The organism is Actinopolymorpha singaporensis (assembly GCF_900104745.1).
Taxonomy (GTDB): Bacteria; Actinomycetota; Actinomycetes; order Propionibacteriales; family Actinopolymorphaceae; genus Actinopolymorpha; species Actinopolymorpha singaporensis.
In genome coordinates, this window is sequence record NZ_LT629732.1 from 5,410,041 (window position 1) to 5,435,793 (window position 25,753).

At 70.2% G+C, this 25,753-nt stretch carries 24 protein-coding genes; 15 read left to right on the top strand and 9 right to left on the bottom strand.

The window, feature by feature from the left end; genetic code table 11:
- Nucleotides 1–15: 15 nt before the first annotated feature.
- Nucleotides 16–336: a helix-turn-helix domain-containing protein gene (locus tag BLU27_RS24235; protein WP_197681560.1), complete on the bottom strand. Its 321-nt coding sequence runs from the start codon at nt 334–336 to the stop codon at nt 16–18.
- 41 nt (nt 337–377) lie between these two features.
- Entirely contained in the window at nt 378–1,472 is a 1,095-nt protein-coding gene (gene gcvT, locus BLU27_RS24240) for a glycine cleavage system aminomethyltransferase GcvT (RefSeq protein ID WP_092655935.1), read from the bottom strand.
- A 147-nt stretch (nt 1,473–1,619) separates the two neighbouring features.
- Between gcvT and BLU27_RS24245 the strand changes: the two genes are divergently transcribed.
- Nucleotides 1,620–3,131: a leucyl aminopeptidase gene (locus BLU27_RS24245; protein ID WP_092655936.1), complete on the top strand. Its 1,512-nt coding sequence runs from the start codon at nt 1,620–1,622 to the stop codon at nt 3,129–3,131.
- 56 nt (nt 3,132–3,187) lie between these two features.
- On the opposite strand, the gene BLU27_RS24250 is transcribed toward BLU27_RS24245, so the two are convergent.
- Nucleotides 3,188–3,559 (bottom strand): hypothetical protein, encoded by a 372-nt coding sequence (locus BLU27_RS24250; RefSeq protein WP_092655937.1) that lies wholly within the window; start codon nt 3,557–3,559, stop codon nt 3,188–3,190.
- Nucleotides 3,560–3,917: 358 nt separating this feature from the next.
- Between BLU27_RS24250 and lpdA the strand changes: the two genes are divergently transcribed.
- From lpdA to BLU27_RS24265, 3 genes are all read left to right on the top strand, one after another.
- Nucleotides 3,918–5,309 (top strand): dihydrolipoyl dehydrogenase, encoded by a 1,392-nt coding sequence (gene lpdA / locus BLU27_RS24255; RefSeq protein WP_092655938.1) that lies wholly within the window; start codon nt 3,918–3,920, stop codon nt 5,307–5,309.
- A 50-nt stretch (nt 5,310–5,359) separates the two neighbouring features.
- Nucleotides 5,360–7,174 (top strand): 2-oxoglutarate dehydrogenase, E2 component, dihydrolipoamide succinyltransferase, encoded by a 1,815-nt coding sequence (sucB, locus tag BLU27_RS24260; protein WP_092655939.1) that lies wholly within the window; start codon nt 5,360–5,362, stop codon nt 7,172–7,174.
- A 187-nt stretch (nt 7,175–7,361) separates the two neighbouring features.
- Complete coding sequence (locus BLU27_RS24265; protein WP_092655940.1) at nt 7,362–8,258, top strand: TIGR01777 family oxidoreductase; 897 nt, start codon at nt 7,362–7,364, stop codon at nt 8,256–8,258.
- A 34-nt stretch (nt 8,259–8,292) separates the two neighbouring features.
- Here the strand turns inward: BLU27_RS24265 and BLU27_RS24270 are convergent, their stop codons facing one another.
- Nucleotides 8,293–9,951, bottom strand: coding sequence for a serine/threonine protein kinase (locus tag BLU27_RS24270; protein ID WP_172805028.1), 1,659 nt, complete (start codon nt 9,949–9,951; stop codon nt 8,293–8,295).
- A gap of 92 nt (nt 9,952–10,043) precedes the next feature.
- Complete coding sequence (locus BLU27_RS24275; protein WP_092655942.1) at nt 10,044–11,840, bottom strand: serine/threonine protein kinase; 1,797 nt, start codon at nt 11,838–11,840, stop codon at nt 10,044–10,046.
- A gap of 108 nt (nt 11,841–11,948) precedes the next feature.
- On the opposite strand from BLU27_RS24275, the gene lipB reads away from it, so the two are divergent.
- A complete protein-coding gene (lipB, locus tag BLU27_RS24280) occupies nt 11,949–12,608 on the top strand; it encodes a lipoyl(octanoyl) transferase LipB (protein ID WP_092655943.1) in 660 nt (219 codons plus the stop codon).
- A 66-nt stretch (nt 12,609–12,674) separates the two neighbouring features.
- On the opposite strand, the gene BLU27_RS24285 is transcribed toward lipB, so the two are convergent.
- The gene (locus BLU27_RS24285; RefSeq protein WP_092655944.1) at nt 12,675–13,256 is read right to left on the bottom strand and encodes a DUF84 family protein; all 582 of its coding nucleotides are present in this window, start codon (nt 13,254–13,256) and stop codon (nt 12,675–12,677) included.
- Between the two features lie 104 nt (nt 13,257–13,360).
- Here BLU27_RS24285 and lipA point away from each other — a divergent pair, with 104 nt between their 5' ends.
- Nucleotides 13,361–14,305 carry a lipoyl synthase gene (gene lipA, locus BLU27_RS24290; protein ID WP_092655945.1) on the top strand — a complete coding sequence of 315 codons (945 nt, stop codon included), beginning with the start codon at nt 13,361–13,363 and terminating at the stop codon, nt 14,303–14,305.
- A gap of 62 nt (nt 14,306–14,367) precedes the next feature.
- Complete coding sequence (locus BLU27_RS24295) at nt 14,368–15,066, top strand: DUF4191 domain-containing protein (protein WP_092655946.1); 699 nt, start codon at nt 14,368–14,370, stop codon at nt 15,064–15,066.
- A gap of 40 nt (nt 15,067–15,106) precedes the next feature.
- Here the strand turns inward: BLU27_RS24295 and BLU27_RS24300 are convergent, their stop codons facing one another.
- Nucleotides 15,107–15,568 carry an RDD family protein gene (locus BLU27_RS24300; protein WP_092655947.1) on the bottom strand — a complete coding sequence of 154 codons (462 nt, stop codon included), beginning with the start codon at nt 15,566–15,568 and terminating at the stop codon, nt 15,107–15,109.
- A 243-nt stretch (nt 15,569–15,811) separates the two neighbouring features.
- On the opposite strand from BLU27_RS24300, the gene glnA reads away from it, so the two are divergent.
- The 5 genes from glnA (at nt 15,812) to BLU27_RS24325 (ending at nt 21,155) form a co-directional block, all read left to right on the top strand.
- Nucleotides 15,812–17,236: a type I glutamate--ammonia ligase gene (glnA, locus tag BLU27_RS24305; RefSeq protein WP_092655948.1), complete on the top strand. Its 1,425-nt coding sequence runs from the start codon at nt 15,812–15,814 to the stop codon at nt 17,234–17,236.
- Nucleotides 17,237–17,521: 285 nt separating this feature from the next.
- Nucleotides 17,522–17,992, top strand: a complete 471-nt coding sequence (locus BLU27_RS24310; protein WP_092655949.1) for a nuclear transport factor 2 family protein — start codon at nt 17,522–17,524, stop codon at nt 17,990–17,992.
- A 778-nt stretch (nt 17,993–18,770) separates the two neighbouring features.
- Nucleotides 18,771–19,523 (top strand): hypothetical protein, encoded by a 753-nt coding sequence (locus BLU27_RS24315; RefSeq protein ID WP_157728783.1) that lies wholly within the window; start codon nt 18,771–18,773, stop codon nt 19,521–19,523.
- A gap of 99 nt (nt 19,524–19,622) precedes the next feature.
- Nucleotides 19,623–20,369 (top strand): class F sortase, encoded by a 747-nt coding sequence (locus BLU27_RS24320; protein ID WP_157728784.1) that lies wholly within the window; start codon nt 19,623–19,625, stop codon nt 20,367–20,369.
- Between the two features lie 381 nt (nt 20,370–20,750).
- On the top strand, nt 20,751–21,155 hold the full coding sequence (locus tag BLU27_RS24325) for a pyridoxamine 5'-phosphate oxidase family protein (RefSeq protein ID WP_092655952.1): 405 nt from the start codon (nt 20,751–20,753) through the stop codon (nt 21,153–21,155).
- Nucleotides 21,156–21,500: 345 nt separating this feature from the next.
- Here BLU27_RS24325 and BLU27_RS24330 read toward each other — a convergent pair whose 3' ends face one another.
- On the bottom strand, nt 21,501–22,412 hold the full coding sequence (locus BLU27_RS24330; protein ID WP_092655953.1) for a helix-turn-helix transcriptional regulator: 912 nt from the start codon (nt 22,410–22,412) through the stop codon (nt 21,501–21,503).
- A gap of 185 nt (nt 22,413–22,597) precedes the next feature.
- On the bottom strand, nt 22,598–23,176 hold the full coding sequence (locus BLU27_RS24335) for a GNAT family N-acetyltransferase (RefSeq protein WP_092658193.1): 579 nt from the start codon (nt 23,174–23,176) through the stop codon (nt 22,598–22,600).
- An 84-nt stretch (nt 23,177–23,260) separates the two neighbouring features.
- On the opposite strand from BLU27_RS24335, the gene BLU27_RS24340 reads away from it, so the two are divergent.
- The 3 genes from BLU27_RS24340 to BLU27_RS24350 all read left to right on the top strand — a co-directional run bounded on the left by BLU27_RS24340 (nt 23,261) and on the right by BLU27_RS24350 (nt 25,738).
- A complete protein-coding gene (locus BLU27_RS24340; protein ID WP_157728785.1) occupies nt 23,261–24,016 on the top strand; it encodes an aminoglycoside adenylyltransferase domain-containing protein in 756 nt (251 codons plus the stop codon).
- Nucleotides 24,017–24,021: 5 nt separating this feature from the next.
- Nucleotides 24,022–24,489 (top strand): GNAT family N-acetyltransferase, encoded by a 468-nt coding sequence (locus BLU27_RS24345; RefSeq protein ID WP_157728786.1) that lies wholly within the window; start codon nt 24,022–24,024, stop codon nt 24,487–24,489.
- Nucleotides 24,490–24,574: 85 nt separating this feature from the next.
- Nucleotides 24,575–25,738 (top strand): AAA family ATPase, encoded by a 1,164-nt coding sequence (locus BLU27_RS24350; protein WP_092655956.1) that lies wholly within the window; start codon nt 24,575–24,577, stop codon nt 25,736–25,738.
- Nucleotides 25,739–25,753: the final 15 nt, after the last annotated feature.

The window sequence follows — 25,753 nt, forward strand, 5'->3', positions numbered from 1 at the left end:
CATGCGCTCACAGGGTCAGCCGCCGCCGAGCCGGACGTCGAGCCGGTGGCCGACGGCGGCGGCGTAGCGCTCCAGGGTGGACAGGCGTACGTCGACCTCACCGGCCTCCAGCCTGGCGACCGCCGACTGGGACGTACCCATCCGCGCGGCCACCTGGGTCTGGGACAGCCCGGATCGGCGGCGCAGGTCGACCAGCGACTCGGCCAGCGCCCGCCGCCGCAGCGCCATCTCCCGGAAACCGGGCATCACCGGCAGGTCGTCGTCCCCGGCCCGGGAGGACGGGGAGGACGAGGAAGTCGGGGAAGACGAGGAAGTCGGGGAGGGCTCGTTCGCCATACCGGAAACGCTATCTCGCAAACGAGATAGCTGCCACCGTGTCAGCTCGTGGGCGAGGCTTCGACGAAGGGCGGGCGGCGAACCGCGAACGCCTCCCGCCGGCCGCGTACGTCGACCGCGACCTCGTCTCCCTCGTTCACCCGGGCGTCCAGCAGGGCCAGCCCGATCCCCATCCTTCGGGTCGGCGAGAACGTCCCGCTCGTCACCACGCCCACGGGTGCGCCGTCGGCGTCGACCACGGACATGCCCGGCCGTGGAATGCCCCGCCCGCGTGACTCCAGGCCGAGCAGCCGCCGGGCCGGCCCGGTCGCTCGTTCCGCCGACAGCACCGCCCGGCCCCAGAACGCCGGCTTCTTCCAGCCGACGGCCCAGCCGAGGCGGGCCTGCACCGGGGTGATGTCGAGGGAGATGTCCTGCCCGTGCAGGGGGTAGCCCATCTCGGTGCGCAGGGTGTCGCGGGCGCCGAGGCCGCAGGCCGCGATGCCGTACGCCTCTCCGGCGGCGAGGATCGCGTCCCACAGGTCCGGCCCGGCGTGCGCGGGCGCCACGAGTTCGTACCCGCGCTCGCCGGTGTAGCCGGTACGGCAGACGGTGACCGGCGCTCCCTGCCAGCCGGCCTGCACGAACGACATGTACCCGTGCCCGGCAGGCAGCCCGGCGGCGGCGAGCACGTCGTCGCTGCGGGGGCCCTGGACGGCGAGCACCACGAAATCGTCGTGCAGGTCGACGACCTCCACCCCGTCCGGCGCCTGCGCGGCGAGCCGGGCGACGACCTCGGCACAGTTGGCGGCGTTCGGCACGAGGAACACCTCGTCGTGGCCGCGCAGGTAGGCGATCAGGTCGTCCACGACACCGCCGGTCGCGTCGTCGCAGCACAGGGTGTACTGCGCCTTGCCCGGCTCGATCCTGGCCAGGGAGTTGCTGAGAGTCGCGTCGACATAATCCGCCGCGCCTGGGCCGCTCACCCGCGCCTTGCCGAGGTGGCTCACGTCGAACACGCCCACGCCGGACCGCACGGCCGCGTGCTCGCGCAGCACCCCTCCACCGGCGTACTCCAGCGGCATCTCCCAGCCGCCGAACTCCGCGAACTTCGCACCCAGAGCCTGGTGCCGGTCGTGCAGCGGCGAACGTCTCATGCCCGCGAACCTACCGAACCCGCACCGCGGGGACGGCGTAGCATCCGCCGGGACAGGCGTCGAAGTTCTCAAGCTCCGTTCACCCGCACGGCACCGGCAACTGACCGCACGGCATCGCCGACGAATCCGCACGAGGAGAGATCAAGCGTGAGTGTGAAAAGTCCGAGCATCTCCGTCCGCAAGGCGTCCGCCCCTTCGGTGAAGGTGGACGCGCTGGTCGTCGGCGTGGCGCCCGGTGACCAGGAAGTGACGCTCGACTCCGGAGCGCGCGAGGTCGACAAGGCCCTCGGCGGCCGGCTCGCCTCCACCCTCACCGCGCTTGGCGCGAAGGGCAAGGCGGAGGAGGTGACGCTGCTTCCCTCCCCCGGCGGCGTGGACGCCACGTTGGTCGCGGCGGTCGGGCTGGGCGGTGACGAGCCCAACGCCGAGGCGCTGCGCCGGGCCGCCGGTGCGGTCGTACGCCGGCTGGCCGGCAAGGCGGACACCGTGGCGTTCGCGGTCGGTGACGGAGCCGCCGAGAGCGTCGCCGCGCTCGCCGAGGGTGTGCTGCTCGGGTCCTACACCTTCGACCGCTACCGCACCAACGCAGACAAGCGGCCGGCGCCGATCTCCGCGGTCACGGTGCTGACCGGCAAGGCCCGCGACAAGGCCGTCAAGGCCGCCTTGGCACGAGCCGAGGCGGTGGCGGCGGCGGTCAACCTCACCCGCGACTGGGTCAACACCGCACCCTCCGACCTCTACCCCGAGGTGTTCGCGGACGAGGCCAAGGCGGTCGGCAAGCGGGCCGGACTCACCGTCGAGGTGCTCGACCGCAAGGCGCTGGAGGCCAAGGGCTACGGCGGAACGCTCGGCGTCGGCCAGGGTTCCGAACGCGAGCCGCGGGTCGTCCGGCTGAGCTACAAGCCGGCCCGCGCCAAGAAGCACCTGGTCTTCGTCGGCAAGGGGATCACCTTCGACACCGGTGGCATCTCCCTCAAGCCCAACGAGGGCATGCTCACCATGAAGAGCGACATGGCCGGTGCGGCGGCGGTCCTGGCCGCGGTCACCGCGGTCGCCGAACTGCAGCTCCCGGTCGCGGTGACGGCCTGGGCGCCGATGGCGGAGAACATGCCGTCCGGGTCCGCCCAGCGGCCCTCCGACGTGCTGCGCATCTACGGCGGCAAGACGGTGGAGGTGCTCAACACCGACGCCGAGGGCCGGCTCGTCCTGGCCGACGCGATCGCCCGGGCCAGCGAGGACAAGCCCGACGTCATCGTCGACGTGGCCACCCTCACCGGCGCCTGCATGGTCGCGCTCGGCGGCCGGACGTTCGGGATCATGGGCAACGACGAGGACTTCAACTCGTTCGTACGCCAGACCGCCGGCCGCGCCGGCGAGGACGGCTGGCCGCTGCCCATTCCCGAGGGCACCCGGGAGAGCCTGGACTCCAAGGTCGCCGACCTGGCCAACGTCGCCCGCGGCCGGCTCGGTGGTGCCCTGGTGGCCGCGAGCTTCCTGAACGAGTTCGTCGGCGAGGGGATCCGGTGGGCGCACCTGGACATCGCCGGACCTTCGTACAACGACGGTTCCGCCTGGGGCTACACGCCGGTCGGCGGGACGGGCGCCAGCGTGCGCACGCTGGTCGGCCTGGCCGAGGCCGCGGCGGCCGGTGAGCTGTAGCCCGAGCCGGAGGGCTCCGGGCTCGAACGACGTCACAGCGCTCCCGGCGCGGTGGGCTAACCCGCCTCGCCGGGAGCGGTCGGTCCCAGCGACCTCGCCTGCTTCTCCGCAGCCGCACGCCGGCTGTTCCACGCCCGCATGCGCTGGGGGTAGCCGACCACCTGGGCGTCGTAGCTGGGGATGCCGAGCCGGTTGGCGAACTCATGGGCCCTGGCGGCGTCCGGCATCCGCCGCCGGGTCCACTCCCCGTCGTCGGCGACCAGCAGCAGGGTGGTCTCTGTCACGGTCGTGCGCGGCTCGACGAAACCCTCGACGCCGCGGCGCGTACGGGCGAACTCCGTCAGGTGGGCGAGGTCCTCGCTCGCAGCCGACCCGCGTCCGTGGGCAGGGGCCGAGCCGGCGCGGCGCCGCCGGAACCATCGCCGCATCGCGACCTCCTTAGCAGCCGAGCTGACTTGTCGATCGAACGCACGAAGTGTGCCGCAGGTTCCGGGCGTCCGGAAGGCCCGGACACCGTGTCGCCGAGCACCGCCGGCGGGCAAGTTCCAGTCGGCACAGACACTCCCAAGCCCGTACGAACCACCACCATTCGCCGGTCCGGATACCACGCCGACGCGGCCGGGACGGACCCTTTGGGCACTTGGGCACCGAGGGTGGAAAGATGACGGTGACGTGACGACCCCGTACCGGCCCACACCGGCTCGGAGCCGTCACCACCACGTTCAGACAGCTTGAGTCAGCTCCACGCAGTTCAGGCAGGTTCAGACCAGCGGCACGGAGGACCCCGTGGCGGACAACGACGCCGGCACCTCGTTCGACCTTGTGATCCTCGGCGGAGGCAGCGGCGGGTACGCGTGCGCTTTGCGCGCGGCCGAGCTCGACATGCGGGTCGCGCTCGTGGAGAAGGACAAGCTGGGCGGCACCTGTCTGCACCGCGGGTGCATCCCCACCAAGGCGCTGCTGCACGCCGCCGAGATCGCCGACAACGCCCGCGACGGCGCCGACTTCGGCATCCGCTCGACGTTCGAGGGCGTCGACATGGCGGGGGTCAACAAGTACAAGGACGGCGTCGTCAACCGCGCCTTCCGCGGCGTCGGCGGGCTGCTCAGGGCCCGCGACGTCACCGTCGTCGAGGGCGCGGGCCGGCTGGTCGCGCCCAACGCGGTCCAGGTCAACGGCACGAGGTACGAAGCGCCCAACATCGTCCTGGCCACCGGGTCGTACTCCCGCACCCTGCCCGGGCTGGACATCGACGGCGAACGCGTCATCACCAGCGACCACGCGCTCCAGCTCACCGACGTACCCTCCTCGGTCATCGTGCTCGGCGGCGGCGTGATCGGCGTCGAGTTCGCCAGCGTCTGGCGTTCCTTCGGCGCCGACGTCACCATCATCGAGGCGCTCCCCCGGCTGCTGGCCGTCGAGGACGAGGCGAGCTCCAAGGCCGTCGAACGCGGCTTCCGCAAGCGCGGCATCACCTTCAGGACGAACACGCCGTACAAGAGCGTCGAACGCACCGAGCAGGGCGTACGCCTGACCGCCGAGTCCGGGGAGACCTTCGAGGCCGAACTACTCCTCGTCGCGGTGGGACGCGGCCCGGTGATCGCCGACCTCGGCTACGAGGACGTCGGCGTGGCGATCGACCGCGGCTTCGTCCGCGTCGACGAACGGCTGCGCACCACGGTCCCGGGCATCCGCGCGGCAGGTGACATCGTCTTCGGCCTGCAGTTGGCGCACCGCGGCTTCCAGCAGGGCATCTTCATCGCCGAGGACATCGCGGGCCTCGACCCGGCGGTGATCGACGAGACCGGCATCCCGCGGGTGACCTACTGCGACCCCGAGGTGGCCTCGATGGGCCTCACGGAGGCCGCGGCCAAGGAGAAGCACGGGGCGGACGGGATCGAGACGTTCACCTACGACCTGGCCGGCAACCCCAAGAGCCAGATCCTGAAGACGCAGGGCTTCGTGAAGGTGATCCGGGCCAAGAACGGCCCGATCGTCGGCATCCACATGGTGGGTGCCCGGGTCGGCGAACTCGTCGGCGAGGCCCAACTGATCTACAACTGGGAGGCGTTCCCCGAGGAGGTCGCCCAGCTGGTCCACATGCACCCGACCCAGAGCGAAGCGATCGGCGAGGCCCACCTGGCCCTCGCCGGCAAGCCGCTGCACGTGCACGGCTGAGGCGCCTCGCCCCCAAGGCCCAGTTCGGCAAACCACGACAAGGAGCAAGCATGCCGGTCTCCGTCACCCTTCCCGCCCTAGGGGAGAGCGTCACCGAGGGAACTGTCACGCGGTGGCTGAAGCAGGTGGGCGAAACCGTCCAGGCTGACGAGCCGCTGCTCGAGGTCTCCACGGACAAGGTCGACACCGAGATTCCCGCGCCGAGCGCGGGCGTTCTGCTGCAGATCACCGTCGGTGAGGACGAGACCGTCGAGGTCGGCGCCGAACTCGCCGTCATCGGTTCGGAAGGCGAGCAGCCCGAGAGCGGGGGCGCGGACGACTCGGCGCAGGCCGAACAGGAGGCCGAACCCGAGCCGGAACCCGCCCAGGAGCAGGCCGAGCCGGCCGAGGCCGAGCGGGAGCCCGTGTCGGCGTCGGCCAACGGTTCGGGCGGCGGTTCGGCCGAGGGCACCTCCGTCACCCTGCCCGCGCTCGGCGAGAGTGTCACCGAGGGCACCGTCACCCGCTGGCTGAAGCAGGTCGGCGACAAGGTCGAGGCCGACGAGCCGCTGCTGGAGGTCTCCACCGACAAGGTGGACACCGAGATCCCGGCACCGAGCGCCGGCACCCTGGTCCAGATCACTGTCGGCGAGGACGAGACCGTCGAGGTGGGCGCCGAGCTGGGCGTGATCTCCACCGGCGCGGCGCCGGCGCCCCGGCACGCCGCGCCGCAGCCCAGCGAGCCGGAGCAGGCCGAACAGCCGCAGCAGGCAGAGCAGAAGCCGGCCCAGAAGGTTGAGCAGAAGGCCGAGGCCAAGCCCGAGCCGAGGCGTGAGCCCGAGCAGCCGGCGGCCCGCCAGGAGCCGGCCCAGCCCGCGGCGCAGAAGCCGGCCGCCCAGCCGCAGCGTCCCGCAGCCGCCGCCACCGAGGAGGGAGCGGCGCAGTACGTCACCCCGCTGGTCCGCAAGCTGGCCGCCGAGCACCAGGTCGACCTGTCCTCGGTGACCGGCACCGGCGTCGGCGGACGCATCCGCAAGCAGGACGTGCTGGACGCGGCGAAGGCCCGGCAGGAGGCCGAGCAGGTCGCCAGCCAGCAGGCCGAGTCGGCGGAGGGCCTGCCCGGCGCGGCACCGGCCGTCCAGTCCGCGCCCGCCCAGCCCAGCCCGCTTCGCGGTACGACCGAGAAGCTCAGCCGGCCGCGCAAGGTCATCGCCCAGCGGGTGCACGAGTCGCTGCAGAACACCGCCCAGCTCACCACCGTGGTCGAGGTCGACGTGACGGCCATCGCCCGGATCCGGGACCGGGTCAAGCGCGCGTTCCAGCAGCGGGAAGGCATCAAGCTGTCGTTCCTGCCGTTCTTCGCCAAGGCGGCGCTGGAGGCGCTCAAGGAGCACCCGAAGCTCAACGCCAGCCTGGACCTGGACAAGGGCGAGGTGACCTACCACGCCAACGAGAACCTCGTGATCGCGGTCGACACCGAGCGCGGCCTGATGGTGCCGGTCATCCACGACGCGGGTGACCTCAACGTCACCGGGCTCGCCAAGCGGATCACCGACCTGGCCGAGCGCACCCGCACCAACAAGATCACGCCGAACGAGATCTCGGGCGGCACGTTCACCATCACCAACACCGGCAGCCGGGGCGCGTTGTTCGACACGCCGATCTTCTTCCAGCCGCAGGTCGCCATCCTGGGCACCGGCTCGGTGGTGAAGCGCCCGGTCGTCGTCGACACCCCGCTCGGGGAGACCATCGCCATCCGGCACATGGTCTACCTCGCGCTGAGCTACGACCACCGGCTGATCGACGGGGCGGACGCCGCGAGGTTCCTGGTCGCGGTCAAGACCCGGCTGGAGGACGGCAGCGTGGCCGCGGAGTTCAGCAGCTGAGTTCCCTCCGCGCGGTAGTCGCGTTCCGTTCGTAGCAAGCGACCGGCACACGGCCAGAACGCAGGTCGGCCCGTTCCCGGACCCCGGGAACGGGCCGACGCGCGTCTGGCCATCTGGTGGCTTCCGCCCTTTCCCCGACCCGATCTTGGCCGAGCATGGCGACCGCCTCGCAGGGCATGCTGACGGCATGAGATTCGTGCTGGCGGGTGCGTCGGGTTTCCTCGGACAGGCGCTGCGCGCGCGGCTCACCGGCGAGGGGCACGACGTGACTCAGTTGGTGCGCCGCCCGCCACAGGGCGAGGACCAGGCGCAGTGGGATCCCGACCGCGGCCAGGTCGACGCCGAGGTATTCTCCGGCGCCGGCGCGGTCGTCAACCTCGCCGGGGCCACCATCGGCCGGGTGCCGTGGACCTCGTCGTACCGGCAGACGATCCGGACCAGCCGGCTCGGCACCACCTCGACGCTCGCCCGGGCGCTGGCCGACCTTCCCGACCCGCCGGTGTTCGTGTCCGCAAGCGCCACCGGCTACTACGGCAAGGACCGCGGCGACCTGCTGCTGGACGAGGACTCCCCCGCCGGCGACGGGTTCCTCGCCGAGCTGTGCCGCGACTGGGAGGGCGCCACCGAGCCCGCCGAACGCGCGGACGTACGGGTCGTCCACCTGCGTACGTCACCGGTGTTCGATCGTTCCGGCGGGGCGTTCAAGCTGATGGAGCGGCAGTTCCGGTTCGGTGCGGGCGGACGGCTCGGGTCGGGGCGGCAGTACCTCCCGATGATCGCGCTGGACGACTGGCTGTCGGCGGTGCAGTTCCTGGTCGACCGGGCGGACGCGCGCGGTCCGTACAACCTCACGATCCCCGAGCCCGCGACCAACGCCGAGTTCACCAAGGTGCTCGGCGCGGCGCTGCACCGGCCGACGCTGCTGCCGGTGCCCGCGGTGGCGCTGCGCACCGCGCTCGGGGAGTTCTCGGCGGAGATGCTCGGCAGCGTGCGGCTGGCGCCGCGCCGGCTGCTGGACGCCGGGTTCACCTTCGCCGCTCCCGACGTCACCGCCCTGGTGGACAGCGCGCTGCGCCGCCGCTGACCTCAGCCGCAGCGCCCGCTGTTGTGACGCCGGCTCAGTTCTCCTCGATGCGGGAGATCAACCACCCCTGGCCGGTCCGTACGAGCGTGATCCGGCGGTGCTTCGGCTCACCGGCGGGGCGGGACACGCGCTCGCCGTCGTCGGAGACCACGGAGTACGCCTGCAACTGGTCGACGACCCGCAGCACCGCCCGGTCGCGGCGTTCGCTGTCCACGTGCAGCGTCCGGACCGCGAACCGCAGGCCCTCCAGATGGCAGCCGGCCCGCACGCACTTGTCGATCTCGGTCCGGTCCTCGGCGGCCAGGTCGGAGCCGGCCGGATAGTAGACGTGCGCCAGCACGGCCGGATCGTTCGTGGCGTACGCCTGCGCGCGGCGGGCGTCCAGGGTGGCAAGGACCCTTCGCCACCTCGCCTCCGCGCCGGACGGGCCCGCTGGTGCCTTCGGGGTGGCGGCCGCGCTCGGCTTTGCCGACGGCTTGGTGGAGGGCCGGGAGGTGGCGCTCGGGGTAGGCGTACCGGGCGTGGCAGTGGTGGTCGGTGACCTGCTCGCCGTGGCGCTCGGCGGGCCGGTCTGGTCGGCGCTCGGTGCGTTGTCGGAGCGCTTCGCCCACGCGATCCCGCCGACGACCGCCCCCGCGACCAGCACCACGGCGGCCGCCACCGCGGCGATCAGGCCGATCCGTGGGCCGCGTTCGTCCTCGTCCAGGTCGAGGTCGTCGTCCAGGGCACCGGGAGCACCCGGCGAGGCGAACCCGCCCGGATCGGCCGGCCCCTGCTCGCCGCGCCGCTGCGCGGTCGGCCTGCGCTCGGCGGGTGGGCTCGCCGGCGCAGATCCGTCCTCCGGGGCCGCCACGGCGTCCGGTGCCGCTGCCCCACCGCCGCCGCTCATCGCCGCGAGGTCGGCGTCGGTGAGTACCAGCCCCACCGGGAAGCGGACCGGCGCCGGAGGACATGCGGCGTAGAGCAGGTCGGCGAACTGCGCGGCGGTGGGCCTGCGAGCCGCCACCGGCTGCAGCCCCGCTCCGACGGCGTGCACCAGCCCGGACGGCGCGTCCGGAACCGCCTCGGCCAGCGGCGGGCGGCCCTGACCCGGTCGCGGAACCACGCCGGTCAGCGCGGTGTAACAGACCGCGGCCAACCCGTAGACGTCCCCGGCCGGGCTCGTCGCCGGTCCGGGCGGGCTGTCGGGGTCGGTGTAGCCGTGCGTGCCGAGAGACTCCCCGCCCTCGACCAACGCGAGAACGCCCACGTCCGTGAGCAGCGGCCGCCCGTCGGCGGTGTAGAGGATGGCCTCCGGTGTCACGTCGCCGTGCAGGAGCCCGTGCTCGTGCGCCGCGGCCAGCGCCTCCGCCACCGGTGCGGCCGTGGTGACCACCTCGCCGGGGTCCAGCCGGCCACGCCCGTGCAGGAGCTGGTCGAGGCTGCCGCCGTCGGCGTGGTCCTGCACCAGGACGATCTCGTCCCCGAGAGGCAGGGCCTCGTGGACCCGTACCAGGTGCGGGTGGTCGATCAGGCCGAGGACGGACGCGAGCCGGCGTACGTCCTCCCGCGCGTCCGGCGTGCGCGGGCGGATCCGCCGCAGGGCCACCTGCTCACCGGTGCCGTGGCGGCGGGCCTCCCACACCTCACCAGTGGCGCTCGCGCTGATCAGCGCACCCAGGTCGTAGCCCTGTACGCGAAACTGCGCCCCCATGGTCGCCTCTCGTGCGGTCGGACGGTGTCGAACGGTGTCGAACGGTGTCGAAGTCGAACGGTGTCGAACGGTCTCGTCAGCGGGCGAGAAACCTAGCGGGCCGGCTCCGCCGGCGTAGTACCGGCGATCTCCTTGCTGGCGGCGATCAGCCATCCGCCCGAGTCGGAGCGTTCGAGGGTGATGCGGAAGCGTTTCGGCGGCTTGCCGTCGTGCGGATAGTAGTTGCCGTCGATCCGGACCCGGTAGGGACGCAGCTGGCTCTCCGCGTCCACGACCACGCGGTCCGAACTCTGCGACACCACGTGGAGGGAGAGGATCGGCGTACGGAGACCGTCCACGCTGGTGACGCCTTGTTGTGCGTACGTCTGCATGTCCGCGAGGTCCTGGCTCATCGGGCTGGACCCGGGCGTGTAGACCTGCTCGAGCAGCCCGCGGTTCCATTCCTTCCAGGCTCTGGCCCGGCGCAGGTCGAGCTCGTCCAGCACCTTCGCCCACCGGGCCTCCGCCGGCGACATGGCAGAGGCCCGCGTCGGTGTCGGCGTCGAGGTCGGTGCCGAGGTCGGCGTCGAGGTCGATGTCGGATCGGGGCCGGGCTCGCGAACGGCCCGCCAACCGAGTACGCCGGAGACCGCGACCACCACCAGCAGCAGCGGAATGCCGCCCAGCATCAGCAGCCGCCGAGCCCGGTCCGAACTCCCGTCGTCCTCGGCGTCCTCGGGCTCTCCGGCGTCTCCGCCGTCCTCCGCGTCCTCGGAGTCGGCGGCCTCGACGCGGCCGGATCGCCCGGATCGGCCGGAGCGGCGGGGGCGCCAGGAGCGGCCGGTCGGCTCGTGCTCGGCGGAGTCGGGGTCCGTGGTCGCGCCGACGGCGTTCGCGGCGAAGTCACCCAACGCGCTGGGGAAGTCCGGTGGTGCCGGAGCGTCGGTGCGCCGACCGGTCTCACTCCCCCGCGCCGGATCCTCCCGTCCGCCCCGCTCCGCGGCCGGCTCGCCCGCGCGCCCTGACCCGGGGCGCGAACCGGAGGCGCGGCCGGGGGCAGGACCCGCGCCTATGCCGAAGTCGGCACCGGTCCCGGGTCCGGGATTCGGCCCGAACGGCAACGAGTCGTCGGCACCGAGCCCGGACGGGAACCGGACCGGGACACTCGGGCAGGCCGCGGCGAGCTGGGCGCCGAGGTCCGCCATGGCCGGGCGCTGTGCGGGATGGGCCTGCAGGCCCGCCTCGACGATGTGCGCCAGCGCCGGCGGAACCCCGGGCGCCACCTGGTGCAGTGGGCGGCGGCGGAGTCCCGGCTCCGGCGGCGTGCCGGTCAGCGCCGTGTAGCACACGGCGGCCAGACCGTAGACGTCACCGGCCGGTGTCGGCGGCGTACCGTCGCTGCCGGCCGGGTCGGAGTAGCCGACGGTGCCCGCCTCGCCGCCCTCCACCAGGCGCAACAGGCCGGCGTCGGCGAGCAGCGGGCGGGCGTCGGCGGTGAATAGGACGTTCTCCGGTGTCACGTCCCCGTGCACGACGCCGCGCCGGTGCACCGCCTGGAGCGCGTCTGCCATGGCGGTCGCCATCGTGACGACCTCGCCGGGGTCCAGCGCGGGCCGGGCAAGCAGCAGCTGACCGAGGCTGCCGCCCTCGGCGTAGTCGAGGACGAACACGACCTCGCGCTCGTACGGCAGCATCTCCCGGATTCGCAGGACGTGCGGATGGTCCAGCGACTCGAGGGCGGAGACGATCCGGCCGGCCTCCTCCTGTGCGGCAAGGTCGCGGGGGCGGACCCGCTTCAGCGCCGCCTGGGTGCCCGAGGCCTGCTCCCGGGCCAGCCAGACCTCACCCGCCGGCCCGGCGCCCAGCAGCCCCTCGATGTCGTATCCGTCGACGCGGAAGTCACCCTGCATGATGCGCCAATGATTCCATGGTGATCAGGCCTGGTGATCAGGCGTGACCTGCGTCGCGGCGAGACCCCGTTCCACGGCAGGGATCCCCGACAGTTCTAAGCTGCGGTCATGGGTTCCATGCGGTTCGTCCGGGCCGGCTTCGGTTCGGAGGCAGTCGAGTACACCTCCGCCTGGGCACGTCAGCGAGAGCTGCACGCCGCACGCGTCGCCGACCAGGCCCCCGACACGGTGCTCCTGCTGGAGCACGAGGCGGTCTTCACCGCCGGCAAGCGGACCGAGCCGCACGAGCGCCCGATCGACGGCACACCCGTCATCGACGTGGACCGCGGCGGCAAGCTCACCTGGCACGGTCCCGGCCAGCTGGTCGGTTACCCGATCGTGCGGCTGACCGAGCCGATCGACGTGGTGGCGTTCGTACGCCGGCTCGAGGACGCGCTGATCGCGGTCTGCGCCGACGCCGGCGTGCACACGGTCCGGATCGAGGGCCGCAGCGGGGTGTGGGTGCCCGCCGACGAGCGTGGCCCCGCCCGCAAGATCGCCGCCATCGGGCTGCGGGTGGCCCAGGGCGTGACCATGCACGGGTTCGCGCTCAACTGCGACTGCGACCTGTCGGCGTACGGCAGGTTCGTGCCGTGCGGCATCACCGACGCGGGTACGACCTCGCTGTCGGTCGAACTCGGCCGCCCGGTCGGGGTAGCCGACGTGCTCGACGCCGTCGAACGCCGGCTCACCGAGGCGCTGGCACCGGTCGCCGACCAGGTGGCCTGAGCCGTACGGGCACGCCCGGGACGGCCGAGGGGCCGCCCAGCGCCACCACCGGCCGACTGCTCCCGGCTACTCCGGGCGCCCGTCGAGGACCGGCTCCGCCGACGGGAACGTCAGGTCGACGTTCCGGAACGGCACCATCGCCAGCACCAGCGCGTGGGCGTAGAACGCCACCCGGTCGATGACACCGCCGGTGAGCGGGCCGACCGTTCCGGTCGTGGACTTGGTGTCGGTGCCACCCATCACCTCGTCCGTGGCGGTGCCGAGCTCGACGCCGGCGCGAATCCGGTCGGCGATCTCCGCAGGCAGGGTGAAGGTCGCGGTCCGGCTCTCGCCGCGGACGACCGGGCCGTCCGGCTCACGGCGGCCGAGGACGACGATCCAGGCCATGCAGTCCAGGGCACCGTCGCGTTCGACCACGCCGCCCTCGACGCCGACCCACAGGTTGGCGTTCGGGCGTTCCTGCCGGGCGGCCTCGGCGCGGTTACGGGCGCCGCGCAGGGTCTCCTCGTCGCCGACCGGCTGGTGAGCGACTCCCGAGGCGACGTCGACCGTGACGGAATCGACCTCGTCCTCACCCAGGGCGACCTTGACTGCTTCGAGCGTGGCGCGGCGCTTGACCGGATTGCCCGACGCGATGACTACACACATAGACACGAGGCACAACCTAACCCCGGGTAGCAAACCCGGGGCACGGGAGGGCGGCGTACGCACGCACTTCCGGACGACTCGCCACCGCACCGTACGCTGAGGGGGTGACTGCGCTGGCCCCCGACGGACGCAAGCTGCTGCGCCTCGAAGCGCGCAACAGCCAGACGCCGATCGAGAAGAAGCCCGAATGGATCAAGACCCGGGCCCGGATGGGCCCGGAGTTCACCGAGCTCCGCTCACTGGTCAAACGTGAGGGGCTGCACACGGTGTGTCAGGAGGCGGGCTGTCCCAACATCTACGAGTGCTGGGAGGACCGCGAGGCGACGTTCCTCATCGGCGGCGACCAGTGCACCCGGCGGTGCGACTTCTGCCAGATCGACACCGGCAAGCCGGCCGCCCTGGACCGTGACGAGCCGCGCCGGGTGGCCGAGAGCGTCCGCCAGATGGGCCTGCGCTACGCCACGATCACCGGCGTCGCCCGGGACGACCTGCCCGACGGCGGGGCGTGGCTGTACGCCGAGACGGTGCGGGTCATCCACGAGCTCAACCCCGGCACCGGGGTGGAAAACCTCATCCCGGACTTCAACGGCAAGCCCGACCTGCTGCGGGAGGTGTTCGACTCCCGGCCGGAGGTGCTGGCCCACAACGTCGAGACCGTGCCCCGGATCTTCAAGCGGATCCGTCCCGGTTTCCGGTACGAACGGTCGCTGGAGGTCCTCCGGCAGGCCAGGGAGTACGGCCTGGTCACGAAGTCCAACCTCATCCTCGGCATGGGCGAGGAACGCCACGAGATCAGCGAGGCCATGCGCGACCTGGTGGACGCGGGCTGCGAGCTGCTGACGATCACGCAGTACCTCCGCCCCTCCGTACGCCACCACCCGGTCGAGCGCTGGGTGAAGCCGGAGGAGTTCGTCGAGCTCTCCGAGGAGGCGCGTGGACTAGGCTTTGCGGGAGTGATGTCCGGACCGCTCGTCCGCTCCTCCTACCGCGCCGGCCGGCTCTACCGCCAGGCGCTGGAGTCCCGGGAGCAGCCGGCATCCTCCAGCTGAGCAACCACCCGTGCCGGGGCAGCCGACCCCGTACACCTTGAGGAAGGACCTACCAGCCGACCATGGCCAAGCGCGACGAGACTCCCGAGAACAAACAAGGCCGTGTCGCCCAGGTCCGCGCCGCCTACTCGATCACGAAGGAAGTGCAGCCGCGGATCGGGCTGATGCTCGCCGGCATCTTCCTCGCCGTGATCGTGGTGTTCGTCGCCGTCGGTTTCGTGCTGAAGAACCCCATCCTGTGGGGTGTCACGGGCATTCCGTTCGCCGTACTGCTCACGGTGATCTTCTTCGGCCGGCGCGTGGAGAAGGCCGCCTACTCCCGCCTGGAGGGCCAGCTCGGCGCCGGGGCCAACGCCCTGTCCACCCTGCGCAAGGGCTGGACGGTCGACCCGGCGGTCGCGGTGACGCGCAACCAGGACGTCGTACACCGCGTGGTGGGCCGGCCGGGCATCGTGCTGGTCGCCGAGGGTGCGCCCAACCGGGTCGGCAACCTGCTCGCCAACGAGAAGCGCAAGCACGCCCGGGTCGCGCCCGACACGCCGATCTACGACGTCGTGGTCGGCGATGGTGAGGGTCAGGTGCCCCTGCGCAGGTTGTCCGGCCATGTCATGAAGCTCCCCCGCAACCTCCGCCCGGCCGAGGTCACCGAGGTGCTCAACCGGCTGAAGGCGCTGTCGGCCAACCGGAGCCAACTGCCGATCCCCAAGGGCCCGCTCCCCCGCAACGCGAAGCTTCCCCCGGGCGCGTCCCGCCCCCGGTAGCCCGTCGCGTCCCCTGCCGCCGATTAGCCCCGTCCCAGGCTCAGCGCGCGCGTACCAACACGGTGCCCGCCAGCCGGTCGTGCAGGCCGCGGCCGTCCGCGTCCACGACCAGCGGCGGGATCACCAGAAGCACGAGCACCGCACGGACCAGCGAGCGGGCGAAACCCACCGGCCGGCCGTCCAGACGAGCAACCACCAGGTGCCGCATCCGCTGGCCGATGCTGGCGCCGACGAACGCCGTCATCAGCCAGATCTGCACCCCGAACACCATCAGCGGGACGAAATCGACGGCTGTCACGGGCGCCTGCCAGACGCTCGCGTCGCGGACCAGTGCGACCGCCACCAGGTTGGCCAGCAACCAGTCGAGGAGCAGGGCGGTGATCCGTGCGCCCCAGCCGGCCAGCGCGCCGCGACCGTCCTCGGGCAGGCCCAGTCGGTAGCCGGCGTACTGCTGCTCGGTGGCCGCAACCGGACCCCGACGAGACCTCTCCTGCTCGGACATGCTCCGAGGTTATCCTCCGACACTGGTGGTCCCACGGGGCCGTTGGCGGCGCCCAACAGGCTGTCCGCGGGTTTCACAGGGCCCCCGCCGCGCCCCTCCGAAGCCCCCGACGAGGTGCAGGGTCGGTGCCCCGCGCCGGGTCCGGGTGCGCCAAACTGGCCGTAACACGCGCGCAACATTGGCGATACGGCAGGGAAACGGCCAGCTCCTAGCGTCGCCTGCCAAGAGACGGAGGAGGGCCGAATGTTCGAAAGCGCCGACGAGCTGTTGGCATTCGTACGTGACGAGGGCGTCGAGTTCATCGACGTTCGCTTCTGTGACCTGCCGGGGGTCATGCAGCACTTCAACGTGCCGGCGGGGTCGTTCACCGAAGACGACATCGCCAACGGCCTGATGTTCGACGGGTCGTCGATCCGCGGCTTCCAGGCCATCCACGAATCCGACATGAAGCTGGTTCCGGACCCGGCGACCGCGTTCGTCGACCCGTTCCGCGAGCACAAGACGATCGCCATCAACTTCTCGATCGTCGACCCCTTCACCGACGAGCCCTACAGCCGCGACCCGCGCAACGTCGCCGCCAAGGCAGAGGCCTACCTCAAGGCGAGCAACATCGCCGACACCGCCTACTTCGGACCCGAGGCGGAGTTCTACGTCTTCGACGACGTGCGGTTCGAGACCAAGCAGAACGCCGGCTACTACCACATCGACTCGATCGAGGGCGCGTGGAACACCGGCAAGGAGCAGGACGGCGGCAACAAGGGATACAAGCCGCGCTACAAGGGCGGCTACTTCCCCGTCGGCCCGACCGACCACTTCGCCGACCTGCGCGACAAGATGACGGCCCAACTCCTGGCGTCGGGCATCGAGGTCGAGCGCGCGCACCACGAGGTGGGCACCGCGGGCCAGGCCGAGATCAACTACAAGTTCGACTCGCTGCTGCACGCGGGCGACACCCTGATGCTGTTCAAGTACATCATCAAGAACGTCGCCTGGAACGCCGGCCACACCGCTACGTTCATGCCGAAGCCGCTGTTCGGTGACAACGGTTCGGGCATGCACTGCCACCAGAGCCTGTGGAAGGACGGCCAGCCGCTGTTCTACGACGAGCTCGGCTACGGCGGCCTGTCCGACATGGGCCGGTGGTACATCGGCGGGCTGCTCAAGCACGCGCCCAGCCTGCTGGCGTTCACCAACCCGACGGTCAACTCCTACCACCGGCTGGTCCCGGGCTTCGAGGCTCCGGTCAACCTGGTCTACAGCCAGCGCAACCGGTCCGCCGCGGTGCGGATCCCCGTCACGGGTACGAGCCCGAAGGCCAAGCGGATCGAGTTCCGCGTGCCGGACCCGTCCTGCAACCCGTACCTCGCGTTCGCGGCCATGCTGATGGCCGGCGTCGACGGCATCCGCAACAAGATCGAGCCGCCGGAGCCGATCGACAAGGACCTGTACGAGCTGCCTCCGGACGAGCACGCGGCGGTCAACCAGGTGCCGGCCTCCCTGCCGGCGGTCCTCGACCGGCTCGAGGTCGACCACGACTACCTTCTCGAAGGTGGCGTGTTCACCCCGGATCTCATCGAGACCTGGATCGACTGGAAGCGCACCAACGAGATCGACCCCGTGCGTCTGCGTCCGCACCCGCACGAATTCGAGCTGTACTACGACATCTGATCCACCCGGCCTGACGGCCGGAGGATCCGAAGAACGGCGGCCGGCCCGCACTCGCCCTTCGTGGCGCGTGCGGGCCGGCCGCCGTTTTCCGCGATCATGTGTACCGGACGTGTACCGCTGACCGTCGTATCGGACACAAGGTGCCGGCGATGCTGCGGCTATGACGGCAGGCCTTGGCTCCTCGAGATCTACGCCATCGAGGCATCCGGCTGGATTGTCACCCCTGGTCCGGACGGTTACGGATCTCGCCCCCTGGGAAGCTAGCCACCCTGAAGGGAGGCTGTTATGTCCGAATCACGCCCACCCTTACCGCCGTTCAGCGAAGAGACTGCGCTGCAGAAGGTGCGGGGCGCTGAGGACGCCTGGAACACTCGCGATCCACAGGCGGTGTCCCTCGGCTACTCCGTGGACAGCCGGTGGCGTAACCGGGCTGAGTTCGTCAACGGCCGCGAGGAGATCGTCGCCTTCTTGACCCGCAAGTGGAACCGGGAGCTCGACTACCGCCTGATCAAGGAGCTGTTCGCCTTCACCGATGACCACATCGCGGTGCGTTTCGCGTATGAGTGCCACGACGACTCGGGCCAGTGGTACCGCTCCTACGGCAACGAGAACTGGGTGTTCGACAAGAACGGCCTGATGGTGCACCGCTACGCCTGCATCAACGACCTGCCGATCAAGGAGTCTGAGCGCAAGTACCACTGGCCCATCGGCCGCCGCCCCGACGACCACGCAGGCCTGAGCGAACTGGGAATGTGATGTGGCCGACGGGAAGCGGACACGGACATTGACGTCTGCCCCATCAAGGCCGTGAGTACATACCTGGGACACAGCGATCCCGGGCTCACGCTGCGGACGTGCACCCATCTGATGCCCTCCAGTGACGAGCGCACCCGGCGGGCTGTTGACGCTGTACTCGGTGTACCCGATGTGAACCGAACCTCCGGCGTCGCCTCATCCTCGCAGGCCAGCGACTCTTCGTAGGTCTACTACGACATCTGACCCACCCGGCCTGACGGCCGAAGGATCCGAAGAACGGCGGCCGGCCCGCACTCGCCCTTCGTGGCGCGTGCGGGTCGGCCGCCGTTTTCCGCGATCATGTGTACCGATGCGTACGGCCCCACCGGACCTCAAGCTCGACGGCTTCTCCTGCACATGTCGCCAGCTCGGAGTGCTGGCGCGGCGCCTGCTCGTGGCTCCTGTGGCGCCCGAGGGCTACTCCTGGCAGATCCCTCATGACCACCGAGGGCCGCGACTAATAGGTTCACGTGACACATCCCTTTTGGCGCGGATGCACCCAATCGCCTACTCAGCCGTGAGGGGTGGATTGAATGGATTGCGTCCGAGCGGAAAATTGCCTGTCACCAGGCAAGGGCCACGCAGATTTCCCCCCTTAATCAACCTGGTTTGGCTTTCGCGAAGGCTCGGGTAGCAGTCTCAAGCAACCATCTGATGGCGAACCAGACTGATCATCACATGACTCGTGATGAGCCAGACAACACTGGTTACAACATCTGATACGAACGGGGGAAATTAGATGGGTAAATCTACCTCACTGCGCATCGCTGGTCTGGCGGTGGCGTGCGGGCTTGCCCTGCTTTCGATGCCGGGCTCGGCCAGCGCCGCTCCCGCGCCAGCGACCAAGAACGCAGCGGCCGTTAGTGCGGCATCACCGAAGGCGGACGCGCTGCCGATGTGGAAGAAGCCGAAGAACAAGTTCAACGGCTGTATCGACTCGTCGCAGCAGAACAACGAGAAGTTCGTGGTCTTCGTGCCCGGTACCGACAACGATCTGTGGATCTGGAAGGAGAACCGCGGCGCCGGTAGTGTCAACCCCTGGGTGCTGTTCACCGAGACGGAGGGAGCGAACCCCATCCCGGAGGGGGTCGTCTGCGCGACGATCACCGCACATGGCAACAACGTCGCGATCACCATCGTGACCCAGAACGACTCCACGCAGCAGGTCTGGCAGACGGACTGCACCGTCAACCCGGACAACGCTAACGACCCGTTCGACCCGAACGAACGCTGCGCGGACTTCGAGGAGCTCACGCCGCTACCGGAGGCCACCGCCTCCGGGCCCGCGCCTGAGCGTGGGCGTGCGTATGGGAGTGAGCCTGCGCCTGCGGTCGGCGCCCCCATTGGGCCGAACACCGGTGACGGGGCGAGCATGAGCAGTGGTTCTGGTACCGCGACCACCGCTGGCGGCGTCTTGCTGGGACTGGCAATCACAGGCGGAGCCCTAGCGCTGCGGCGCCGGCGCTTCAACAGTGACACCACTGCGGCCTGAACCATCGGCCTGGACTACGCAGTGCGACACCTACAGTGGTCGGCCCTCCGCCCCGGACATGCGGGGCGGAGGGCCGCCGCATCCCTGACGCTCATGCTCATGGCGGTGAGTGGGCTCGGGCTGATTGTTTCCGACCAACTCGGTCAGGCGTCGCCACCACCGATGCCGGTGGCGACGACGCCACCACCGGAACCAGCCCCGACAACGCCTCCACCGAAGCAGGCTGCGACGACGCCTCCACCGAAACCGATCAACACCACAGGAGGGTCCAGTCGTCAGGGGATCGCGTCACCAACGCCTGATCCCATCTCGACGCAGCTACCGACGACCAACGCGCGGCCTGTCCGACTCGACATCGGCGCCATCGATGTCGCCGCCCCCCTCATCGCGGTAGGTAACGCCCCCGACGGCACCATCGGCATCCCGCCCGAGAACAAGCCCTATCTCGCCGCGTGGTACAAGTACAGCGCCGCCCCGGGCGAACCCGGCCGTACTGTCATCGTGGGTCATCTGGACTCGATGTTCAGCCGGACCTACACCGCCGTCTTCTACCGTCTCGGCGCTTTGAAGCGCGGCCAGAAGGTGTCGGTGAGGCGCGCCGACGGAATCGTCGTCGAGTACGTCATCGACGGCGCATCGCTTCAGTCGAAGGCGAACTTTCCGACTGGCCAGATCTACGGGAAGAGTGAGCGTTCCGAACTCCGGCTCATCACCTGCGGCGGCACCTACGACAAAGCCACCGGCTGGTCAGGCAACGTCATTATCTACGGCCACATGGTCTCCTGGCACCACGTGACCGCCCCAGAGCGCAAGAAGCCGATGCACTACGACACGCCGTCGCGATGAACCATGACCGCAGGCGACGCGCCGCCAGGGGGCGAGGTGACACACCTGTTCTGGACCGCCCCTGTGGAACCGAGCTACGACCTCCGGGGCAGAGAGAAACTTGGCGCGGGCTGGCGACTCGTATCGCGCGAAGGGTCGGCAGGGTTTGCTCGCCGCCTGACTCGGGTCGCGGAGACCGGGGGCCGTACGCTTCCGCGGCTCGGGCGGGTTCGTGGCGTTCAGACCAGCACAGCGCGTGGACCGGCGCCCGGCATCAACCGCTGCAAGCCTGACGGTTCTGTCGTCGGGCCACGCGCTGAGCGCTGCTTGTACGGTGGAGTTGGGACCCAGGAGATGGTCAAGCAGCCCCATGCTGGCGTTTCTCGTTAAGGGCAAACGAAAATGTATGACGCGCTAACGGTCGAAGTTCTGGATAGAAGTGAGTGCGAGAAGTATCTCCGCGAACGTCTACTCGGCAGGGTCGTATTTGTGGACTCCTTGATGCTGGCCGTTCATCCGGTCCGCTATGCCGTTGAGGGAAACTATATCCTCTTTCGCACCCCTCACGGTGCGAAACTTCGCGCTGCAGCTCAGCGCAAGATGCTCGCTTTCGAGACCGATCACATCGATCCGGGCACCGGACACGGTTGGAGCGTCGTCGCGAGCGGCTACGCAGAGCATGTGACCGAACCGTACGAGATCCAGAGGCTCAGCGACATGGTTCCGATTCTGTGGTCACCTGCAGAAGGAACCGATCTGGTTCGGCTTTTCATAGACATCCTCCAGGGGCGAAGGTACCGGGCGTAGATATTGCGCCGTACTCCAAGGCGTAACCGATCAACGAGCGTGGGCTGGCCTTCTGTGACGTGGGGAACGCTGGCCCGCGCACCCGACGGTGCGTCGACCCGAACCCACGCCGGGCCCGCTCCAACCGATGGTCCTTCTCCGCCTTGATCAGGTCCGGGGTCAACCGTGTGCTGAAAGTGATGCCCTCGCAGTGGTTCCGGTGCCTCTCGTAGGCAGCCACGCACTTGTGCGACGAACGCACGGGTCCGACGCGGAGTGCTGACGCCGGATGCCCGTGTCTGGGCGCCTTCCCGGCTGGAATGCTGACGCCGCTTTGGCCATGTGGACCGGATGCGTGGCGGACGGCTAGGAGGCGCTCTGCGCGACCCAGCGCATCGGGTCACCCCAGCCGAGGTCGGAGATTCCCGCCGCGTCCAGAGCCAGCGCGACCAGCGTGCGCCGGTGTGCGGCGAAGGTCAGGACATGCGCGATCATGCCGCCGTAGGTGAACACTTCGGCCGGCTCGCACAGCGCGTCGACGAACGTGTCGTCGAGCCGGCCCCGCTCGGTGGTCTCGACGACGTGCGCGAGGAAGGTCTGGCCTTCCTCGGCGAGCCGGCGGCGCAGCGAGTCCACCGACTCGTGCTCCTCGACCGACCAGTCATAGGGCCGGTTGGCCATCGCCGCGTTCCACATGCCCATCTGCCCCACCAGGCGTGACAGCAGGGAGCGGATCGTCTGCCGGTCCTCGTCGACCGACAGTTCGATCACTGCGTCGAGCCGCTCGTCATCGAGCCGGGAGGCGCGTTCGACCATCTCGCCGACGAGCCAGATGTGGTGCTCGACCATCTTGGTCAGCAGGTCCATCGAGGTCACCTTCTTCTGGGCAGGCAGCCGAAGGCTGCCGGGTGGGTGGAAGTGCACGTTGCTCGGCCCGTCGAGGCGTAGCCGCGTGGGCCGGGTCCGGTACCGGCCTGGTCCCACTCCGTAGGCCCGGGTGAAGGCCCGGGTGAACGCTTCGTGTGAGCCGTAGCCGGCCTCGACCGCGACGTCGAGGATGGTGAGTTCGGTGGACAGCAGGCGGTACGCCGCCCGCTCGAGCAGCACCCGCCGGCGCAGTGCCGCCGGCGGCTCCCCGCCCGCCGAGGAGACGAGCCGGTCGAGGTGGAACCGGGACAGGTGCAGGCGTGCGGCCAGGTCAGCTGCGGTGGTGTCGTGGTCGTCGAGCGCGGACGCGAGGACGTCGATGAACCCGAGGAAGTGGTCGGCTGCCGGCATGCCTCCATCCTGCAGGTGCCGGAGCTCGCCGCGTTTGATCGTCGTTGCGCATCGTCGACCCGGAGACGGACAGACTCCTCTGCGAACTCGCCGTCACCTGATACTGACAACCAGTGCTTGACAGCGCTGCAGCACTTCCCGCGGTCCGCAGCACCTCCAGGTGGAGGACCTCCGCACGTGGCCCCTCACGCCTGACGGCTGGACGGCCTGTAGTCCCGCCGGAGCAGGCCGTAGATGGCGCCGTCGTGGTAGGTGCCTTCCTCCTCCAGGGAGTAGGCCCGGCGTAGGCCTTCACGGTGGAAGCCGAGCCGCTGCAGGAGGCGTACCGACTCGTGGTTGTCGGCGATCGTCTGGGCCTCGACGCGGTTGAGCCGCATCCTGGTGAAGCCGAATCGGAGCATCGCGCCGAGCGCCTCCGTTGCGATCCCACGTCCCCAGTGGTCCCGGCGAAGGTCGTACCCGGCTTCGGCTCGATGGTGGAACCGCTCCCAGGAGACGAACCCGAAGAGTCCGACGGCCCGGCCTTCTCCCGAGAGCGTCACGGCCCAGTGGATCGACCTCTGTGCTGAATACTCGCGCCGCAGATCCTCGATCAGCTGCGCCGCTTGCCTCACGTCCCGCATCGGCTCGGAGTTGTACTTCTGAACCTCCGGATCGCTCCGCCAGACGAACAGGTCCGCGGCGTCCTCGGGCTCGAACTGCCGCAACACCACCCGCTCGCTCGTCAGCGTCGGAAACGTGGAGAAGTCGAAGGTGTCAGTCACTCTGCACGCCTCCTGCCGCACCGGTGGTGCGTCGTCTTCTGCCGACAGGTGGTCAGGCTCACTCAGGTACCCGATGATGGCACCGTGCTCGCACCCGAAGTAGCCGAGTTCGGTGACCGTGTAAAGGACGTACTGGTCCACACACTCGGAGGGAACCTCGTCGGTACGTACTTCGTCGGCTCTGTGGCCCTCGGCGGGTACGTCCCCGGGGAGAGCGACATCGACATCCTCGCCGTGTCGGACTCCGCTCTCACCCTTCCGCAGAAGCAGCGCGTCGCGTCGGCCGTCGTCGAGGCCAGTGCTGCCTGCCCGGCCCGCGGCCTGGAGTTCACGCTCTATCGCCGCGATGTCGTGGGCTCGCCTCCTGTCGGCGCCGACTTCGAGGTCAACGCCAACGGCGGGCCACGCATGCGTACGGCGATGCATCTGGACGCAACGGCCGAGCCCGGGTTCTGGTACGTGCTGGACCGGGCCATCGCGCGCCGGTCAGGTCGTGCGATCAGCGGGCCGCCACCGCGAAGGACCTTCGCCGACATCCCTCGCCGCACCCTCCTGGAAGCCATGTACGAGTCGATGGCATGGCACCGCGTTCACGAGAAGGCGACCCTCTATTCGGTACTGAACGCGTGCAGGGCATGGCGGTTCGCCCAGGAAGACGTGCTCGGGTCGAAGCTGGAAGGCGCCGCGTGGGCTCGTACCCGCTGGCCTGACGCCGGTGTCATCGATGCGGCTGTGGCTCTCCGGCGCGGTGAGGATGCAGCGCTTGACGGATCTGCGGTCGACGCGCTCCTGTCCGAGGTGGGAGCTCAGCTGCGTGCAGCCACGACTCTGGGATGCTGACCGGCATGTCCGACCAGATCATCGACGTCTTCAAGGCCGACCGTCTCGACGCCGCTGCTCGCCTGTTCGTCTCCGTGTTCAACGCCGAGCCGTGGAACGACCGCTGGAGCGAGGCGTCTGTCCGGGCGCGTCTGGCGGATGTCGTTGCCACGCCGGGCTTCGTCGGCGTGGCGCTCCAGGCCGGCCAGGACCTGCACGGCTTCGCGATCGGTCACACCGAGCAGTGGTTCACCGGGAGGCACTTCCTGCTGCAGGAGATGTGCGTGCGTACCGACCTCCAACGGCAGGGCGTCGGCGCCGCACTGCTCGATGCCCTGGAGGCTCGCCTGGTCGATGTGGAGCAGATCTACCTCCTCACCGAACAGGACGGCGCGGCGCGGCGCGGCGCGGCGCAGAGGTTCTACGAGCGCTGCGGGTTTCGTGCAGCTCGGCGGACGGGCGTGATGACGAAGAGGATTCCACCCATGCCGTGACCGCAAGGGACCTCGTCCGGGCCCATCGCGTCGGCTTCGCCCGCGGGCGTGTGCCATCGCCGGCCGGCTGGGTAGCGTAGCGCGGGTGATTCGCTGTCTGGCCGTGGAGAACTACCGGTCACTGCGGAGCCTGGTCGTCGAACTCGACCAGCTGACCGTGGTGACCGGCGCGAACGGCACCGGCAAGTCGAGCCTCTACCGCGCGCTGCGGCTGCTGGCCGACTCCGCACGCAACGGCGCCGTGGCCGCGCTGGCCCGGGAGGGCGGGCTTCCCTCGACCCTGTGGGCCGGGCCGGAGACGATCGGCAGGTCGGTGCGCGCGGGCGACCATCCGGTGCAGGGGACGGTACGCCGCGGGCCGGTCGCCCTCCGCCTGGGCTTCGCCGGCGACGACCTCGGGTACGCGATCGACTTCGGTCTGCCGCAACCGGCCCGGTCGGCGTTCCAGCTCGACCCGCTGGTGAAGCGGGAGGCGGTGTGGGCCGGACCGATCCTGCGGCCCGCGACCCTGCTGGCCGAACGCGCCGGAACCATGCTGCGAGTCCGCGACGGCCGCTCGTGGGCGACCTTCCCGGACTCGGTGGGGCCCTTCGACAGCATGCTCAGCGAGTACACCGACCCGCAGCGCGCGCCGGAGTTGCTGACGCTCCGCGAGCGGGTGCGGTCGTGGCGCTTCTACGACCAGATCCGCACCGACCAGGGAGCACCGGCCAGGCAGGTACGGATCGGCACCCGTACGCCGGTACTCGCCCACGACGGCGCCGATCTCGCCGCCGCGCTGCAGACGATCCTGGAGGTCGGCGACCACGCCGCGCTCGCCGCCGCGATCGAGGCCGCGTTCCCCGGCAGTGCGCTGGAGATCGGGATCGAGGGCCCGCGCTTCGAGGTCCGGCTGCGCCAGCCCGGCATGCTGCGGTCGCTGGGCGCCGCCGAGCTGTCCGACGGGACACTGCGCTATCTGCTGTGGACCGCCGCGCTGCTCTCCCCGCGGCTCCCGGAGTTGCTCGTACTCAACGAACCGGAGACCAGCCTGCACCCGGAGTTGGTCCGGCCGCTGGCCGACCTGATCGCGGCGAGCGCGGAGCGTACGCAAGTCGTGGTTGTCAGCCACTCACGCTCCCTGATCGACGCACTCACCGCCGACCACGACAACGCGACCAGGATCGAACTGGTCAAGGACCTCGGCGAGACCCAGGTGGAGGGGCAGGGACGGTTCGACCATCCGCCCTGGCAGTGGCCCAAACGCTGACCGCGACGTCGGCCG

Bases quoted from the DNA above. Each gene is read 5' to 3' on its own strand.
- gcvT (WP_092655935.1), bottom strand. From the start codon at position 1,472: ATGAGACGTTCGCCGCTGCACGACCGGCACCAGGCTCTGGGTGCGAAG.
- BLU27_RS24285 (WP_092655944.1), bottom strand. From the start codon at position 13,256: ATGTGTGTAGTCATCGCGTCGGGCAATCCGGTCAAGCGCCGCGCCACG.
- glnA (WP_092655948.1), top strand. From the start codon at position 15,812: ATGTTCGAAAGCGCCGACGAGCTGTTGGCATTCGTACGTGACGAGGGC.
- BLU27_RS24310 (WP_092655949.1), top strand. From the start codon at position 17,522: ATGTCCGAATCACGCCCACCCTTACCGCCGTTCAGCGAAGAGACTGCG.
- BLU27_RS24235 (WP_197681560.1), bottom strand. From the start codon at position 336: ATGGCGAACGAGCCCTCCCCGACTTCCTCGTCTTCCCCGACTTCCTCG.
- BLU27_RS24330 (WP_092655953.1), bottom strand. From the start codon at position 22,412: ATGCCGGCAGCCGACCACTTCCTCGGGTTCATCGACGTCCTCGCGTCC.
- BLU27_RS24345 (WP_157728786.1), top strand. From the start codon at position 24,022: ATGTCCGACCAGATCATCGACGTCTTCAAGGCCGACCGTCTCGACGCC.
- BLU27_RS24265 (WP_092655940.1), top strand. From the start codon at position 7,362: ATGAGATTCGTGCTGGCGGGTGCGTCGGGTTTCCTCGGACAGGCGCTG.
- BLU27_RS24315 (WP_157728783.1), top strand. From the start codon at position 18,771: ATGGGTAAATCTACCTCACTGCGCATCGCTGGTCTGGCGGTGGCGTGC.
- BLU27_RS24295 (WP_092655946.1), top strand. From the start codon at position 14,368: ATGGCCAAGCGCGACGAGACTCCCGAGAACAAACAAGGCCGTGTCGCC.
- BLU27_RS24270 (WP_172805028.1), bottom strand. From the start codon at position 9,951: ATGGGGGCGCAGTTTCGCGTACAGGGCTACGACCTGGGTGCGCTGATC.
- BLU27_RS24275 (WP_092655942.1), bottom strand. From the start codon at position 11,840: ATGCAGGGTGACTTCCGCGTCGACGGATACGACATCGAGGGGCTGCTG.
- BLU27_RS24300 (WP_092655947.1), bottom strand. From the start codon at position 15,568: ATGTCCGAGCAGGAGAGGTCTCGTCGGGGTCCGGTTGCGGCCACCGAG.
- sucB (WP_092655939.1), top strand. From the start codon at position 5,360: ATGCCGGTCTCCGTCACCCTTCCCGCCCTAGGGGAGAGCGTCACCGAG.
- BLU27_RS24250 (WP_092655937.1), bottom strand. From the start codon at position 3,559: ATGCGGCGATGGTTCCGGCGGCGCCGCGCCGGCTCGGCCCCTGCCCAC.
- BLU27_RS24325 (WP_092655952.1), top strand. From the start codon at position 20,751: ATGTATGACGCGCTAACGGTCGAAGTTCTGGATAGAAGTGAGTGCGAG.
- lipB (WP_092655943.1), top strand. From the start codon at position 11,949: ATGGGTTCCATGCGGTTCGTCCGGGCCGGCTTCGGTTCGGAGGCAGTC.
- BLU27_RS24320 (WP_157728784.1), top strand. From the start codon at position 19,623: ATGGCGGTGAGTGGGCTCGGGCTGATTGTTTCCGACCAACTCGGTCAG.